19 protein-coding genes are annotated in these 13,635 nt (G+C 69.8%); 11 read left to right on the plus strand and 8 right to left on the minus strand.

Annotated elements, in window-relative coordinates; all coding sequences use genetic code 11:
* Positions 1-16: 16 nt before the first annotated feature.
* Complete coding sequence (locus Q7T09_RS15175; RefSeq protein WP_304700782.1) at positions 17-952, minus strand: transglutaminase family protein; 936 nt, start codon at positions 950-952, stop codon at positions 17-19.
* Between the two features lie 68 nt (positions 953-1,020).
* On the opposite strand from Q7T09_RS15175, the gene Q7T09_RS15180 reads away from it, so the two are divergent.
* The 4 genes from Q7T09_RS15180 (at position 1,021) to Q7T09_RS15195 (ending at position 3,438) form a co-directional block, all read left to right on the plus strand.
* Positions 1,021-1,737, plus strand: coding sequence for an N-formylglutamate amidohydrolase (locus Q7T09_RS15180; RefSeq protein WP_304700784.1), 717 nt, complete (start codon positions 1,021-1,023; stop codon positions 1,735-1,737).
* A 95-nt stretch (positions 1,738-1,832) separates the two neighbouring features.
* Positions 1,833-2,456 (plus strand): TetR/AcrR family transcriptional regulator, encoded by a 624-nt coding sequence (locus Q7T09_RS15185; protein ID WP_304700786.1) that lies wholly within the window; start codon positions 1,833-1,835, stop codon positions 2,454-2,456.
* Positions 2,453-3,100: an SRPBCC domain-containing protein gene (locus Q7T09_RS15190; protein ID WP_304700787.1), complete on the plus strand. Its 648-nt coding sequence runs from the start codon at positions 2,453-2,455 to the stop codon at positions 3,098-3,100. The genes Q7T09_RS15185 and Q7T09_RS15190 overlap by 4 nt, the downstream gene beginning before the upstream one ends.
* Entirely contained in the window at positions 3,097-3,438 is a 342-nt protein-coding gene (locus tag Q7T09_RS15195) for a hypothetical protein (RefSeq protein WP_304700789.1), read from the plus strand. The genes Q7T09_RS15190 and Q7T09_RS15195 overlap by 4 nt, the downstream gene beginning before the upstream one ends.
* A gap of 100 nt (positions 3,439-3,538) precedes the next feature.
* Here Q7T09_RS15195 and Q7T09_RS15200 read toward each other — a convergent pair whose 3' ends face one another.
* A complete protein-coding gene (locus tag Q7T09_RS15200) occupies positions 3,539-3,853 on the minus strand; it encodes a hypothetical protein (protein ID WP_304700790.1) in 315 nt (104 codons plus the stop codon).
* Positions 3,854-4,020: 167 nt separating this feature from the next.
* Between Q7T09_RS15200 and Q7T09_RS15205 the strand changes: the two genes are divergently transcribed.
* Together Q7T09_RS15205 and Q7T09_RS15210 are read left to right on the plus strand one after the other, a co-directional pair.
* Positions 4,021-4,527, plus strand: coding sequence for a GFA family protein (locus tag Q7T09_RS15205; RefSeq protein ID WP_304700792.1), 507 nt, complete (start codon positions 4,021-4,023; stop codon positions 4,525-4,527).
* A gap of 62 nt (positions 4,528-4,589) precedes the next feature.
* Complete coding sequence (locus tag Q7T09_RS15210) at positions 4,590-5,048, plus strand: Rrf2 family transcriptional regulator (RefSeq protein WP_304700793.1); 459 nt, start codon at positions 4,590-4,592, stop codon at positions 5,046-5,048.
* Between the two features lie 100 nt (positions 5,049-5,148).
* Here the strand turns inward: Q7T09_RS15210 and Q7T09_RS15215 are convergent, their stop codons facing one another.
* Positions 5,149-5,823, minus strand: coding sequence for a NifU family protein (locus Q7T09_RS15215; RefSeq protein ID WP_304700794.1), 675 nt, complete (start codon positions 5,821-5,823; stop codon positions 5,149-5,151).
* Positions 5,824-5,930: 107 nt separating this feature from the next.
* Between Q7T09_RS15215 and Q7T09_RS15220 the strand changes: the two genes are divergently transcribed.
* Positions 5,931-6,380: a group III truncated hemoglobin gene (locus tag Q7T09_RS15220; protein WP_304700795.1), complete on the plus strand. Its 450-nt coding sequence runs from the start codon at positions 5,931-5,933 to the stop codon at positions 6,378-6,380.
* A 32-nt stretch (positions 6,381-6,412) separates the two neighbouring features.
* Complete coding sequence (locus Q7T09_RS15225; RefSeq protein WP_304700797.1) at positions 6,413-6,571, plus strand: hypothetical protein; 159 nt, start codon at positions 6,413-6,415, stop codon at positions 6,569-6,571.
* 52 nt (positions 6,572-6,623) lie between these two features.
* Here the strand turns inward: Q7T09_RS15225 and Q7T09_RS15230 are convergent, their stop codons facing one another.
* The 3 genes from Q7T09_RS15230 to Q7T09_RS15240 are packed head-to-tail and all read right to left on the minus strand — an operon-like array spanning position 6,624 to position 8,978.
* Positions 6,624-7,781 (minus strand): glutathionylspermidine synthase family protein, encoded by a 1,158-nt coding sequence (locus tag Q7T09_RS15230; RefSeq protein ID WP_304700798.1) that lies wholly within the window; start codon positions 7,779-7,781, stop codon positions 6,624-6,626.
* Positions 7,782-7,784: 3 nt separating this feature from the next.
* Positions 7,785-8,519, minus strand: coding sequence for a PspA/IM30 family protein (locus Q7T09_RS15235; protein ID WP_304700799.1), 735 nt, complete (start codon positions 8,517-8,519; stop codon positions 7,785-7,787).
* Positions 8,520-8,543: 24 nt separating this feature from the next.
* Positions 8,544-8,978, minus strand: coding sequence for a YjfI family protein (locus Q7T09_RS15240; protein WP_304700800.1), 435 nt, complete (start codon positions 8,976-8,978; stop codon positions 8,544-8,546).
* Positions 8,979-9,112: 134 nt separating this feature from the next.
* On the opposite strand from Q7T09_RS15240, the gene Q7T09_RS15245 reads away from it, so the two are divergent.
* Genes Q7T09_RS15245 through Q7T09_RS15255 form a run of 3 tightly spaced genes read left to right on the plus strand, consistent with a single transcriptional unit; the run spans position 9,113 to position 10,809 of the window.
* A complete protein-coding gene (locus tag Q7T09_RS15245) occupies positions 9,113-9,751 on the plus strand; it encodes a DUF2491 family protein (protein WP_304700801.1) in 639 nt (212 codons plus the stop codon).
* A gap of 22 nt (positions 9,752-9,773) precedes the next feature.
* Entirely contained in the window at positions 9,774-10,187 is a 414-nt protein-coding gene (locus tag Q7T09_RS15250) for a DUF350 domain-containing protein (protein ID WP_304700802.1), read from the plus strand.
* A gap of 7 nt (positions 10,188-10,194) precedes the next feature.
* Positions 10,195-10,809: a DUF1190 domain-containing protein gene (locus Q7T09_RS15255; protein WP_304700803.1), complete on the plus strand. Its 615-nt coding sequence runs from the start codon at positions 10,195-10,197 to the stop codon at positions 10,807-10,809.
* 213 nt (positions 10,810-11,022) lie between these two features.
* Here Q7T09_RS15255 and Q7T09_RS15260 read toward each other — a convergent pair whose 3' ends face one another.
* Positions 11,023-13,110, minus strand: a complete 2,088-nt coding sequence (locus Q7T09_RS15260) for a molybdopterin cofactor-binding domain-containing protein (RefSeq protein ID WP_304700804.1) — start codon at positions 13,108-13,110, stop codon at positions 11,023-11,025.
* A complete protein-coding gene (locus tag Q7T09_RS15265; protein ID WP_304700806.1) occupies positions 13,107-13,577 on the minus strand; it encodes a (2Fe-2S)-binding protein in 471 nt (156 codons plus the stop codon). Before Q7T09_RS15265 ends, Q7T09_RS15260 begins: the two co-directional genes overlap by 4 nt.
* Between the last annotated feature and the right edge of the window lie 58 nt (positions 13,578-13,635).

Below are 13,635 nucleotides of genomic sequence, written 5' to 3' on the forward strand. Positions count from 1 at the left end.
GTTTTCCGAAAGGCAGCTATCCGGCTGAGCCAATGGCTCGGGCGGCGACAGGTTGCATGGCGACCTCGCCTTCGTCACGCACATCGACCTCGACCTCCATGCCGAGATAGTCCGTGGGCAGGCCCGACCAGCTTCCGTGCAGCGGCGCCGCCTGGCGGGGATCGCGGGCGATGGCCACGCGGACCAGGTCGGCGTTGCCGACGATGCCGTTGGTGGGATCGAACTCCACCCAGCCGCAGGCCGGCAGGAAAACCCGCACCCAGGCGTGGGTGTGACCGGCGCTGGTCCGGCTGAAGCCCGCCCCGGTCATGGGGCTGTAGATGTAGCCGGAGACGAAACGGGCGGCGAGGCCGAGGCTGCGGGCCGCCTCCATCATCAGCACCGCATAGTCGCGGCAGGCGCCGCTGCCCAGGGCCAGCGTTTCCACCGGGCTCTGCACGCCGCGGTCCGTCCGCGTCCCGTACTTGAACTCGGCATAGATGGCCTGGGTCATATCGCTGAGCAGGGTCTGCAGGCTGGTCTTGCCCACCGGCTTGACGAACCGCCGCGCCCAGGCGTCGATCAGGCCCTCCGGATCTGGATAGTGGCGGCGCATGGACAGCTCAAGGTCCGGCAGGTCCTCGGGGCTGTAGTCGAAGGGCATGGCGCCCGTATAGACCTCCACCTCCCCGTCCACGTCGGCGAAGGCCGGCAGGGGAGTGTGCTCCAGGCGGACATGGCTGTCGAAGACCAGCTCCTCGGCGCGGCCCGAAAAGCCCGCCACCCCGACGCAGTTGCCGAACACGTCGTGCACCGACCGCAGGCGCGCTGGCGTGGGACTGATGGTCAGGTCGCAGGTGAGGATGCGCTGGTCATAACTCTCGCGGGGCCGGAACATCATGCGATGCTCGCCGAGCGCCACGGGATTGCGGTAGCGGTAGCGGGTGACATGACGGATCGAGAGGATCGGCATTGGGCGAGCGTGGGGCCGATTTGTCTCTAAGGTCTAAACGAATTCTCGGGCGCGACGATCCGTCCCCGGTGTCTGTCACGATTCCAGGCGGCGCCTGCCCCCTGCTGCTCATCGGCGACCATGCGGGCCGCGCGATCCCGAGGGGCCTCGGGCGCCTGGGGCTGGCGGCCGCCGACCTGGACGGCCACATCGCCTGGGACATCGGGATCGCCGGCCTCGGCGAACGCCTCGCCCAGCGCCTGGACGCCACCTTCATCGCCCAGGCCTATTCGCGGCTGGTGATCGACTGCAACCGCAGGCCAGGCGCGCCCGCCGCCATTCCGGAGGTGAGCGACGGGGTGGCCATTCCCGGCAATGTCGGCCTGACGCCCGAGGCGGTCTCGGCCCGACGCGGCGAGATCTACCAGCCCTATCAGGACGCCATCGCCGAGGCCCTCGACCGCCGGGCGCGCCAGGGGCGGCCGACCCTCCTGGTTTCGCTGCACAGCTTCACCCCGGTGATGCAGGGCCAGTCGCGATCCTGGCGCATGGGGGTGCTGCACCGCGACGATTCCCGCCTCTCGCGCCGGATGCTGGCCCTGCTGCAGCGGGAGCTCGGGGACGAGGCCGGGGACAACCAGCCCTACCGGATGGACGAGACCGACAACACCGTGCCCCTGCACGCCGACCCGCGCGGCCTGGACTATCTGGAGCTCGAGGTCCGCCAGGACCTGATCGCCGAGCCGGCGGGCCAGGACGTGGTGGCCGACCTGCTGGCGCGGCTGCTCACCGAGGCGCTCTCCTAGATCCAGCGGCAAGCGAGCGCCCGCAGATTACCAAAACTTCACTTGAATGCTCAGTCAAGCGAGATTTGAGTGAGCATTCAAGTGAGGGGGCCTGCATGGAACCGACGCGCGAACGTATCCTCTTTTCCGCCCTTCAGCTGTTCGGGGAGAAGGGATTCCTGTCGACCTCCATCGCCGACATCCTGCGGGCGGCCGAGGCCAATGCAGGCAGCCTCTACCACTTCTTTCCCACCAAGCAGGACCTGCTGATCGCGGTGCTGGAGACCTATCGCGACGGCATCTATCCGATGCTGATCGCGCCCGCCTGGGCCGGCGAGGACGACCCCATCGCGCGGATCTTCGCCCTGCTGGCCCGCTACCGCCAGCTGCTGGAGGCCAGCGACTGCGCCTATGGCTGCCCCATCGGGTCCCTGGCCCTGGAGCTGCACGAGCCCGATCCGCCGGTGCGAGAACTTCTGTCGATGAACTTCACCGGCTGGGCGGCCCATGTGCGCGCCTGCCTGGACGACGCGGGCGCGCGCCTGCCCGCCGACCTCGACCGCGGCAAGCTGGCCCTGTTCATCCTGACCACCATGGAGGGCGGCGTGATGCAGTCGCGCACCCACCGCACCCTGGAAGCCTTCGACGCCTGCGTGGACATGCTGGCCGACTACCTGACCCGGCTTGAGCAGGCCGCCTCCGCCGGGGCCCATCACGACGGCCGGGGGAACACCCAATGAAACGACGGATCGGCGCCATCGCCGCGGGACTCGTCCTTGCGGGCGCGGCCCAGGCCCAGGCGGCCAGCTGGAAGGACTTCCCCGGCGTCGAGAACAGCGGCTTCGTGGAGACCGACGGCGACCGGGTCCTGCAACTCTCCATCGTCGTGCCCGCCCCGCGGGCGCAGGTCTGGACCGCCTTCACCACCTCCGAGGGCTACCGGACCTGGGCCACGCCCCTGGCCTCTGTGGACCTGAAGATCGGCGGGATCATCGAGACCAACTACAACCCGGCCGCCCGGCTGGGCTCGCCCGACAATATCCGCAACCAGATCACCGCCTACGTGCCCGAGCGCCTGCTGGTGCTGCGCAACGTCCAGGCGCCGGCCGGCTTCCCGGGCGCGGCGGAATTCGCCCAGACCGCGGTGGTGATCGAGCTGGCCTCTCCGACGCCCCAGACCACGCGGGTCACCCTGTCGGGGGTCGGGTACGGCGCGGGGCCGGTGTTCGACAATCTCTACCGCCAGTTCGAGTGGGCCAACGCCTACTCCCTGGCCGAGCTGAAGGCGCGTTTCGTGTCGGGTCCCATCGACTGGGCCGAGCGCGCCGCCAAGGAAAAGGCCGTCGCGGCCGATCGCAAGGTGCAAGGGGCCGCCAAGCCATGAACATTCGACTGATCCTGACCACCCTGGCCATCGCCACCCTCGTCCAGCTCGCCATGGTGATCGCCGGCCACTATGTGCCGGTCATCAAGAACAACGTCTTCGCCCTCGGCGGCATGGCCATCTCCCTGGCGGCGGGCCTGGCCTATGCGAGGCTGGCCGCCCAGGGCTGGGTTCCGAGCCTCACGGGCGGAGCCCTGGTGGGCGGCGCCTGCGCCCTGATCGGCATCGGCGTCTCCCTGGCCCTGAAGGACGTGCCGCCGATGGTGCTGGCCCTGGGCACGCTCAGCTCGGCGGTCACCGGGGCGATCGGTGGCGCGATCGGCAAGCTGTTGGCCTAGAGCGTTTCCCGCCTGACTTGGATCAAGTCAGGCGATCAGGAAGAGCGACCAAGTCAGAACTCTAGAGCCCCGTTTCGATTCATTCGAAACGGGAACAGCTCTAGGTCGGGATGGGGCGGAGGAAGGCCGTGAGGGTGCAGACGCTGAGGACGGCGAAGAGCGCAAGACCAAACAGGATCTGTCCCGCCGGATGCAGCCAATAGAGCAAGATCATGAGGATGGTGGTCAGCAGGTTCGCCAGAAGCGCAAGAGCCCGGCCAAGCATCGTCGGGGCCTGCAAGGCGAGCACATTGACCAAGCCTACGGCAAAGACCCCCAACCCGGTTCCGGCAAACCAAAGCGCCTGAATCGTCAGATCTTCATAGAGGCGCGTGGTCATGAAGATATGCGCCACAGCCAGCAGCAGCGCCGCCACAGTTCCAGTCCAGTGCAAGCGTGCGAACACTTCGTCTTCCCCCTGCATTAGCCGCCCATCGTCCCAAGCCGGGGGTCCAGAAACATCGGTCTGCAAATGTTCTGGACACGACTTGCCCGCCAACACAATGACTGCACGCCTACGCCTGATGGAAACGGGAGACGCAAGTGGCGCCCAAGCCGGCCAAGGATCTTCGTCTCACCTGCCAATGCGGTGGCGTAGAATACCGCGTATCCGGCCCGCCAATTCTTGGCGCCGTCTGCCACTGCGACGACTGCCGTGAAGCCGCTGTTCAGCTTGGACGCCTCAGCGGAGCCGACCCCCTGCGCGATACGGAAGGGGGGACCCCGTGCATTCTGTTTCGCAAGGATCAGGTCACCTGCCTGAAGGGGCAAGAGCGGTTGCGCGACCATCGGCTTGACCCCGGGTCCCCGACCCGCAGGGTGATCGCGTCCTGCTGCGACACGCCGATGTTCCTGGATTACGAAAAGGGCCACTGGTTCTCGGTGTACCGCGCCCGGCTGGGGCGGGACGCGCCGCCGGTTCAGATGCGCATCCAGACGGGCGGGACGTCACGGCGGCCCGCAGGTCCCCTGCCCAGTTACCCGGGCTATCCGCCGGTGTTCATGCTCAAGCTCACGCTCGCCCGTCTGGCGATGATGATCGGCCGGTGAGCCCGCGCATGGCGTTGAGCGCGACCCCGACAAGCCTCGTCGTCGGCGCCTGAGAGACGAGAATGCGACTGACCGTCTACACCGACTTCTCGCTGCGAGTGCTGATGTACCTGGCCCTGCCCCGCGACCGCCTGCCCACCATCGCCGAGATCGCCGCCAGCTACGGGATCTCCAGGAACCACCTCATGAAGGTGGTCTATCAGCTCGGCCTGGCCGGTTACATCGAGACGGTGCGGGGCAAGAACGGCGGCCTGCGGCTGGGCCGCCCGCCCGAGGACATCATCCTGGGGGAGGTGGTGCGCCGCACCGAGCCGGACATGGCCCTGGTCCCCTGCTTCGATCCGGCGAACGGCGCCTGCGTCATCACCCCGGCCTGCAAGCTCCGCCGCGCCCTGCACGAGGCGCGCGCCGCCTTCCTCGATGTCCTGGACGGCTACAGCCTGGCCGACCTGGTGGAGAACCAGGGCGCCCTGCAGGCCCTGTTGGCCCGGGGCCCGCCCGCCGAGACCTCCGACCTCTAGAGCGTTTCCCGCCTGACTTGGATCAAGTCAGGCGATCAGGAAGAGCGACCAAGTCAGGACTCTAGAGCCCCGTTTCGATTCATTCGAAACGGGAACAGCTCTAGACGCGTTCGGGCGCGATCGGCCGGCCCTGGTGGCTGAAGGCCGTGCGGGCTGGCGGTCCCGGTCGCCCGTCCAGCCGCGCGGCCCAGGCCTTCAGGCGCTCGCCCACCGAGACGGTCGCCGACGGCTCGGCCTCGACCTCCTCCACCCCGGCCACCTCGGGCACGTAATACTGGACGATCCGCTGCACCCCGCCCTTCAGAGTCAGGCGCGCGGACGGGCAACCGCCGCAGGCGCCGCGCATGTGGATCCAGAGCACGCCGGCCTGGGCGTCGAAGCGATCGAACTCGATGTCCCCGCCGTCGCGCGCCACGCCGGGCCGCACATGCCGGTCCAGGACGCCGCGGATCTCGGCCTCCAGGTCGGTGTCGCCGGAGGGCGCGGGCGCGCCGGCCGGCGCGGCGCCCTGCGGCGGGGCGCGGACCTCCCGTTCCAGGACGGCGCTCAGGGCGGCGACCACCTCCGGGCCCAGCCGCGCCCAGGGCCGACCCTGGGTCCGGGTCACCGTCACGAAGCCTGGCGCGACAAAGACCCCGCCGACCCCCGGCAGCGCCCGGAGCGCGACGGTCAGGACGCTTTCCAGGGCCAGGAGCCCCTCCCCGCCCCCGGCGTCCCCCGAGGGTGAGAACTTCATGGCGTCCGGATTGGGCGTCGGTTCGGTGGTGATGAACACGGTCGCTCCTGCCCGCCGGCGCGCGCGGCCGATCCGCGCGGGGCCTAGCCAGGTTTAAACCAATATTGTAGATACATGTTCAAATCGCAACCCGAACAGATCCCCCCATGAGCTCCCCGTCCGTTTCCGCGTCCCCCCTCCGCCTCGGCCCCGGCGCGGCCGTGGGCGTCACCGAGGCGATGATCTGCGACCTGGTCCACGGCTTCTACGCCACCGTCCGCGCCGACCCGGCCCTGGGCCCGATCTTCAACCGGATCATCGGCGACGAATGGGACGCCCACCTGGCCAAGCTCTGCGACTTCTGGTCCTCGGTGATGCTGATGACCGGCCGCTTCAGGGGCTCGCCCATGGTCGCCCACAGCAAGATCCCGGAGATCTCGCCGGCCCACTTTGTCCGCTGGCTGCATCTGTTCCGCCAGAGCGCCGAACGGCTGTGTCCGCCGCAGGCCGCGGCGCTGTTCATCGCCAAGTCGGAGATGATCGCCCAGAGCCTGCAGTACGGAATCGCCGCCACCCGCGGCGAGCTTCCGCCCCTCACCGGCGCGACCGGGTCATGACGCCCCGCCCCCGCCCCATGGAAGGACTGACCATGCTCCATTTCCTGATGCTGCCCGCCAACGCGGTCTGCGACGCGCTCGGCGTCGTCGACGAGCACGAGCGCGGCATGATCCGCATGCTCATCAACATGCTGCTCTGGACCACCCTGGGCGCCGTGGTCTTCATGGTGGCCTGGGTGCTGGTGGTCTGATCCGGCCGGCCCCGTGATCCCCCGGCCGGAGCGCCGGTTGGGCCTCTGAGCCTCAGGCCTCGATGATGTGGGGCACGAAGCGGGCGAGGTTCTTGGTCACCGCGCTGTCGTCCTCGCGGATGCCGATCCCGGCCGGCTCGGCGCCGACGATCCAGGCGCCCACCACCGGGCGCTTGCCGTCGAAGTCCGGCGGCGGGTGATAGGCCTGCAGGATAGCCCCCTCGGCGCCATAGCCCTGGTCCAGCACCGGCTCATCGCCGCCGACGATCTCCACATTGGCGCCCTCGCGGGAGAACAGCGGCTTGCGCACGTAGCGGGCTTCCAGGGCCGACGCCCCCGGATCGCCCTCGAAATAGGCCTCCAGCAGGTTCGGGTGGCCGGGGTGCCGTTCCCACAGCAGCGGCAGGATTCCCTTGTTGGAGAGGATCGCCTTCCAGGGCGGCTCCAGCCAGCGGACCTTGGCGGTGGCCAGGTGCGCGGCATAGGGCTCGCGCAGCATGTCCTCCCAGGGATAGAGCTTGAACGCCGCCTGCAGCAGCAGGCCGTCGGGGTCGGCGAACTGGCCCTGCGCGTTCACCCCGATGTCCAGCATGGCCACGAACTTCGGGTCGAGCCCCGCCTGGGTGGCCAGGTCCTCGAAGAACCGCACGGTCTGCCGGTCCTCCACCGCGCGAGCGTCGCTGGCGAAATGGACGAAGCCGCCGGTGGGGAACAGGGCCCTGAACCGGTCGCGTAGGGCCTCGAACAGGCTGTTGAACTGGTCGGTCCCCGGCGGCAGGGCGCCTGAGGCCAGCAGCTCCTCCAGCCACAGCCACTGGAAGGTGGCCGCCTCGAACACGCTGGTGGGGGTGTCGGCGTTGTACTCGTAGAGCTTGGGCTTGGCGGTCCCGTCATAGCCGAAGTCGAACCGGCCATAGAGGGAGGGCTCCTTGGCGCGCCAGGAGGCGGCCACGAAGTCCCGGTGCTCGGCCGGGATGGCCAGCTTGGTCAGCAGCTCATCGCTGCGCGAGGCCTCGTCCACCAGGTCCAGGCAGAGCTCGTGCAACTCGGCGGCGGCCGGCTCCAGGTCCTCCTCCACCTGCGCCAAGGTGAAGGCGTAGGCCGCGCTCTCGTCCCAATAGGCCTGGCCTTCCGTGTGGTGGTAGACGAACCCCACCGCGTCGGCCTTGTCCTTCCAGTCGGGGCGGGGCTCCAGGATGAGGCGTTTCACCCCCTACTCGTCTCCGGACTTGGCCGCGGCCTTCTGCTCGATCTGCAGGGTGGGCGCGGGCGCGGCCAGGCGGGCCAGGACGTCGTCGGCCGAGGACTGGCCGGGCCCGATGCCCGCCAGCCGCAGCTTCTCGTCCAGGTCGGCGCCGGTGCGCATGTCCTCCAGCTCGGCGGCGGCCTGGATGCGCTCGCCACGGATGGCCTGGCGTTCCTTGATCCGCGCCAGGCTGTCGGCCGCCGAGCCCAGCGAGGAGCCGGCCCCGGCGCCGCGGGCGGCCACCGAGGCCTGGGCGCGCTGCACCGACTCGTTGACCTTCACCACCTCGACCTCGCGGCGCAGGGTCTCGATCCTGCGGTCGGTGGCGGTGATGGCGGCGTGCAGCTGCTCCTCGGCGGCGCGCATGTCGACGATCTGCGGCGCCTTCAGGGCCACGTCGGCCTCCAGGTCGGCGATCCGCTGCGCCACCTGGCGGGCCAGGTCCATGTCGCCCTTGGCCACGGCGGCCCGCGCCGAGCCCTCGTACTTGGCGGCCTGCTCGCGGAAGCTGGCCACCTCCTTCTCCAGGATGCGCCGGCGGGCCACCAGGGTGGCCATGTCGTCCCGGGCCTTGCCCTGGGCGGTGTCGGCGTCGCGGATCTCCTGATCCAGGATCTTCAGGGCGTTGGCGTCGACGACGCCGGCGGCGGCGTCATGCGCGCCCGCGCGGCCCAGGGTGAACAGCTTGCGCCAGATGGTCATGGGTAAGGCTCCAGAGGCTTGGGGTCAGGCGGCGGGGGAGAAGGAGGAGCGCAGGTCGGAGGCCGCCTCAAGGGCGTTCTCGGCCAGCATGCGCAGCTCGATCAGGATGTCCTCGAGGGACGAGGTCGTGGCCAGCTCGCCGAACAGTTCATAGAAGTCGCGGTCGGCCACCGTGGTGATCCCGAAGTTCGACAGCGGCACCAGCTTCTGGGCCTTCAGCAGGAATTCGTTGAAGGCGTGGCGGTCTTCCTGCTCGTCCACCGGCCACAGCAGGACCGAGGCGGCGATCTGCTGGTCGCTGACGCTGACGAAGATCTCCAGGTCGCCGGCGTCGGGCATGGTCACCAGCAGTACGGGGTCGGCGCCCTCCACCACGCGGGCGGCGAGGGCTTCCCCCTCCTTGCTGGCCGCGTCCAGGGCGGTCTTCAGGGAGCGAACAGTCCAAGCGGTCTGCGTCATCAGGCGATCCTTCGGTGGAAACAGGTTCATACAAGATGGGTGGCCGGGCGCCAGCCGTCGAGGGCCAGCTTCGCCCTTTTGCACGGGCGATCCCTATCCTAGATAAGAGATCAGTCTTCCTGCGGGTCAGCGTCATGTTCGGTAAGCTCTTCGGCCGCAAGGAGGCCGCCCCGGCCTCGGCCCTGCCGGCGATCCGCAATGTCACCCTGGGCCGCACGGTCTGGCTCGACACCCTGGCCTGGCGCCGGCTGGGCTCGGAGCGCCGATTCCCCCTGGACCGCGACACCCTGGAGATCACCGCCCAGGGCCTGGTGGACCTGAAGGACGGCGGCTTCGTCCATCGATTCTACACCGACGACCACGCCATGTTTCAGGCCGTCTCCGACGACCGCGAGGGCCAGAGGGTCAACGACATCACCGTCTTCGTGCCCTGGGAAAGCGCCTATCCGGGCGGCCGCGCCGACCGCGAGGCCTGGGCCAAGCGCCTGCGGGCGCGGACCTTCACCGCCTCGGGCCTGCCCGACTACACCCGCTTCTGGTTTGGCGACGAGGCCGAGAGCCAGGACCCGGTGACCTTCTGGGAAGACCTGCACGACGACCGCGACGGGGTCCCCGACCGGCGGATCTTCCAGACCTGCATGCTGTTTTCCCGAGAATTGCCGGGCGAGGCGCGCGAGCTTCTGCTAGCCATCGAGCAGGAGACCGAGGACGGCGAGGTGTCGTTCGAGGTCATGCTCGGCGTCCCCCTCGAGGTCGGCGAGTTCAAGGCCTGAACCTGTTGGAGACATAGCTGAGATGTTCGACCTCTACGGCTTCGCCGCCAGCGCGGTGGCCTTCCTGATCGCCTTCGTCGCCGCCGGCCTGTTCACCCTGGCCTTCAAGGTCATCTACCAGTGGGTGACCCCCTACAACGAGGCCAAGCTGATCCGCGAGGGCAACACCGCCGCGGCCGTCGCGCTGGGCGGCGCCCTGCTGGGCTATGTCATCCCGCTGGCCTCGGCGCTCTCCCACACCATCACCCTCATCGAGTTCTGCGCCTGGGCGGCGCTGGCCGGCGTCATCCAGATCGCCGCCTTCACCCTGATCCGCATGATGGTGATGAAGGACGTCAGCGCCCGCATCGAGCGCGGCGAGATCGCCGCCGGGGTCTATCTGATGAGCATCTCACTCGCGGTCGGCTTCCTCAACGCCGCCTGCATGACCTCCTGAAGCGCCCATGACCGCCCCCCGCCCGCGCAAGCGCTCCAGCGCCGTCACCCTCACCGGCCTGATGGCCGGTTCGGCCATCTCCATCTCGGCCTGCGACAACACGCCCACCGCCGCCCAGTGGGGGGATCCCCCCGCCGCCAGCTCGGGCCGGTCGGTGGAGGCCGCCTCCTTCGAGAGCCTGGCGGCCTGCGAGGCGTCCGGTAGCTTCACCGCCGTGCAGTGCCAGACGGCCTTCCAGGAGGCGCAGAAGGCCAGCGCCGAGAACGCGCCGAAGTTCGGCGACCAGCAGAGTTGCGAGGAACGCTACGGCGTCGACCAGTGCGTGCCCAGGCAGGGTCAGGGCGGCAGCTTCTTCACCCCCCTGCTCACCGGCTTCATCATCGGCCAGGCCATGAACAACATGGGCGGCTATCGCGGTGCGCCGATGTATCGCGATCGCTACGGCGGCTATACGGGCGGCAGCGGCTATCCGGTTTCGCGCGACTACCTTACCGGCCGCACCCGGGTCAGCGCCGACAGCTTCGACGCCCCCAAGGCCGGCGCGCCCGCCCGGGTCCAGAGCCGCAGCTCCATCATCTCCCGCGGCGGCTTCGGCGGCGGCTCCCGCTCCTACGGCGGCTGAGCCGCAGGCTCCGACGCCGTAGGCCGCCCAAGATTTACACCGTCATCCTCGGGCTCTTGTCCCGAGGATCCATGATCTCCGCCTGTCCGCAGGAGACCCTCGCGTCCCCGCCGAGCCTCACCGGCTCCACGGCGTCTATGGATCTTCGGGACAAGCCCGAAGATGACGATCCGGGGAGAGGCGCGCCCTGTCGGCGTCCCTCCAGCCCGGCCCCTAGTCGGCCAGCAGGGCCCGCGCGATCCGATCCCGCGTATAGGGCAGGTCCCGCAGACGCGCGCCCAGGGCATGGGCCACGGCGTTGCCGATGGCCGCCAGGCAGGGGCCGAGCGAAATCTCCCCGATCCCCAGGGGCGGGGCGCCCGGCGGGACGATCAGCTCCACCTCCACCGACGGAACCTCATCGAAGCGCAGGATCGGATAGTCCTCCCAGGTCACCGAGGCCACGCCGGCGCCCTCCAGCCTCACCTGCTCCTTCAGGGCCCAGCTCGCGGCCATGATCATGCCGCCCTCGATCTGGTTCTTCGCCCCGTCTGGATTGATGATCAGGCCCGCGTCGGCCACGCACCACAGGTGCTCCAGCCGCACCTCCTCATCGACGCTGACCCGGGCCGCCACCGCCACGAAGGCGCCGCGGTCGCGATGGCGGTCATAGGCCAGGCCCAGGCCCCGCCCCTCTCCGCCCGGTCCGCGCCGGTCCCAGCCGCAGACCGCGCCGATCCGCTCCACCACCGCCCGGGCGCGGGGCTCGCTCAGCATCTCCAGGCGGAAGGCCAGGGGATCCTTTCCGGCCGCCTGCGCGAGCTCGTCCAGGAAGCACTCCCCGGCATAGGTGTTCACCGGCCCGCCCAGACCCCGCAGGGACGAGGTCCGCACCGGCGAATTGATCACCAGGTGCTCCTTCACCCGCACGGCGGGGATGTCATAGGAGGGCGCGGCGTTCAGCCGCCCGCCGAAGGCCGTGGCCTGGTTGGGGGGCGGCAGGTCCGGCGGCCCCTGGGGCAGGGCGGGCTCGATCAGGGTGCGGCCGCGATTGACGTGCAGATTGGTCCAGATCTCCGTGGTCCAGTCGGCCAGCCGCCCGGCGGCGTCCAGTTCGGCGGTCATCTCGACCCGCATGGCGGTGCCCACCGGCGAGTGGCCGAACTCGTCCTCGCGCCGCCACTGCACCCGGATCGGCGCGCCCGGCCGGCGGCTGGCGATGAAGGCCGCGTCATAGGCCGCGTCCTCCGCCCCGTTGTGGCCGTAGCAGCCCGCCCCCTGGGCGTGCTCCATCTCGATGGCCTCGGGCGGAAGCCCGGTGATGCGGGCGATCTGAAGCCTCGGCGGATAGACCCCCTGGGCGTGGGTCCAGACCCTCAGCCGGCCCTCCTCGAACCAGGCGATCCCGCAGGAGGGCGACATGGAGGCGTGGGCGATATAGGGCCGCGAATAGGCCGCCTGCAGCCGGCGGCGGTTGGACGGTCCGCCGACCGGCGCGCCCTCCTCCAGCTCGGTGGAAGCCATGTCCTTCAGGGACGCCGCCTCGGTGACCTGGGGCGGCAGGTCGCGCGGCGTGTCCCAGCGGGTGGTCGGTTCGGCGGCGGCGTGCGCGCGGGCCGCCGCCGCCTCGCTGGAGGAGATGAAGGCCACGAAGGACCCCTCGGTCAGGATGTCGAGATCGGCGTCCCCCGCCGCCTTCCAGGCCGCGGCCTCGTCGAGGAAGGCCAGCCTCGCCGTCGGCCCCGGTTGGCGCAGCACGCGGGCATGCCGCATCCCCGGCAGGACGACGTCCTGGATAAAGCCCCCGCCGAACATCTTGGCTGGCAGGTCCAGGCGCGGCGCGCTCGTCCCTACCAGCCGGTGCTGGTCCTGGGACTTCCAGCGCGCGGTCCCGCTCGGCGGTTGGGCCAGGTCGATGGCGGGGCTCAGCGTCCAGTAGGTCTCCCCGCTCGGCGCGCCGTCCAGCCGGAAGGCGCCGTCGCGGATGTCGATCTGGCCGGGTGCGCAGTCGAGCCGCCGGCAGGCCTCGGCCACGAACAGGGCCCGGACCTCGGCGCAGGCCGCCCGCACCGAGGCGCCGGAGACCTCCACGGACATGGAGCCCACCGTCATCCCCTCGTCGGGCACGGCGCCGGTGGCCGCATTGGCCACCTCCACTTGAGGCATGGCCACGTCCAGTTCCTCGGCGGCGATCTGAGCCAGCGCCGTCAGCGCCCCCTGGCCGTACTCCACCTTGCCGAAGGCGATGCGGACGACGCCGGGCGCCGGGAACCCGACCCAGCGGTCGAGGCTGGGATTGGCCTGCAGGCCGGGGGGGATCACCGGACCGGCTCCGCGTTCATGCGGCTTGCCGCCAGCAACACCGCGTCCATCACCCGGTTGTGCGCCCCGCAGCGGCACAGATGCCAGGCCAGGGCCTGGGCCACTTCCTGTCGCGTCGGGTTCGGGTTGCGATCCAGCAGCCCCTTGGCGCCCACCAATATGCCCGACAGGCAGAAGCCGCACTGGCCCGCCTGCAATTCCAGGAAGGCGGTCTGCAAGAGATGGGGCGCGTCCGGGGTCCCCAGCCCCTCCACCGTGACGATGGACTTGCCCTCGAGGTTGCCCACCTCCAACTGACAGGCCGCCACGTCCTGGCCGTCCACCAGCACCGAGCAGGCCCCGCACTGCCCCGTCCCGCAGCCGAACCGCGGCCCGGTGAGGCCAAGCTCATTGCGCAGCACATCCAGCAGGTTGTCGGTGGGCTCGGCGGTGACCCGCCGCGTCTGGCCGTTGATCATCAGGTCCATGGTCGCGCTCTCAATCCTCGACGCCGCTCAAGGTCGAGGAAGAGAACCACGAACCACG

This window comes from Phenylobacterium sp. (genome assembly GCF_030645195.1).
Taxonomy (GTDB): domain Bacteria; phylum Pseudomonadota; class Alphaproteobacteria; order Caulobacterales; family Caulobacteraceae; genus Phenylobacterium.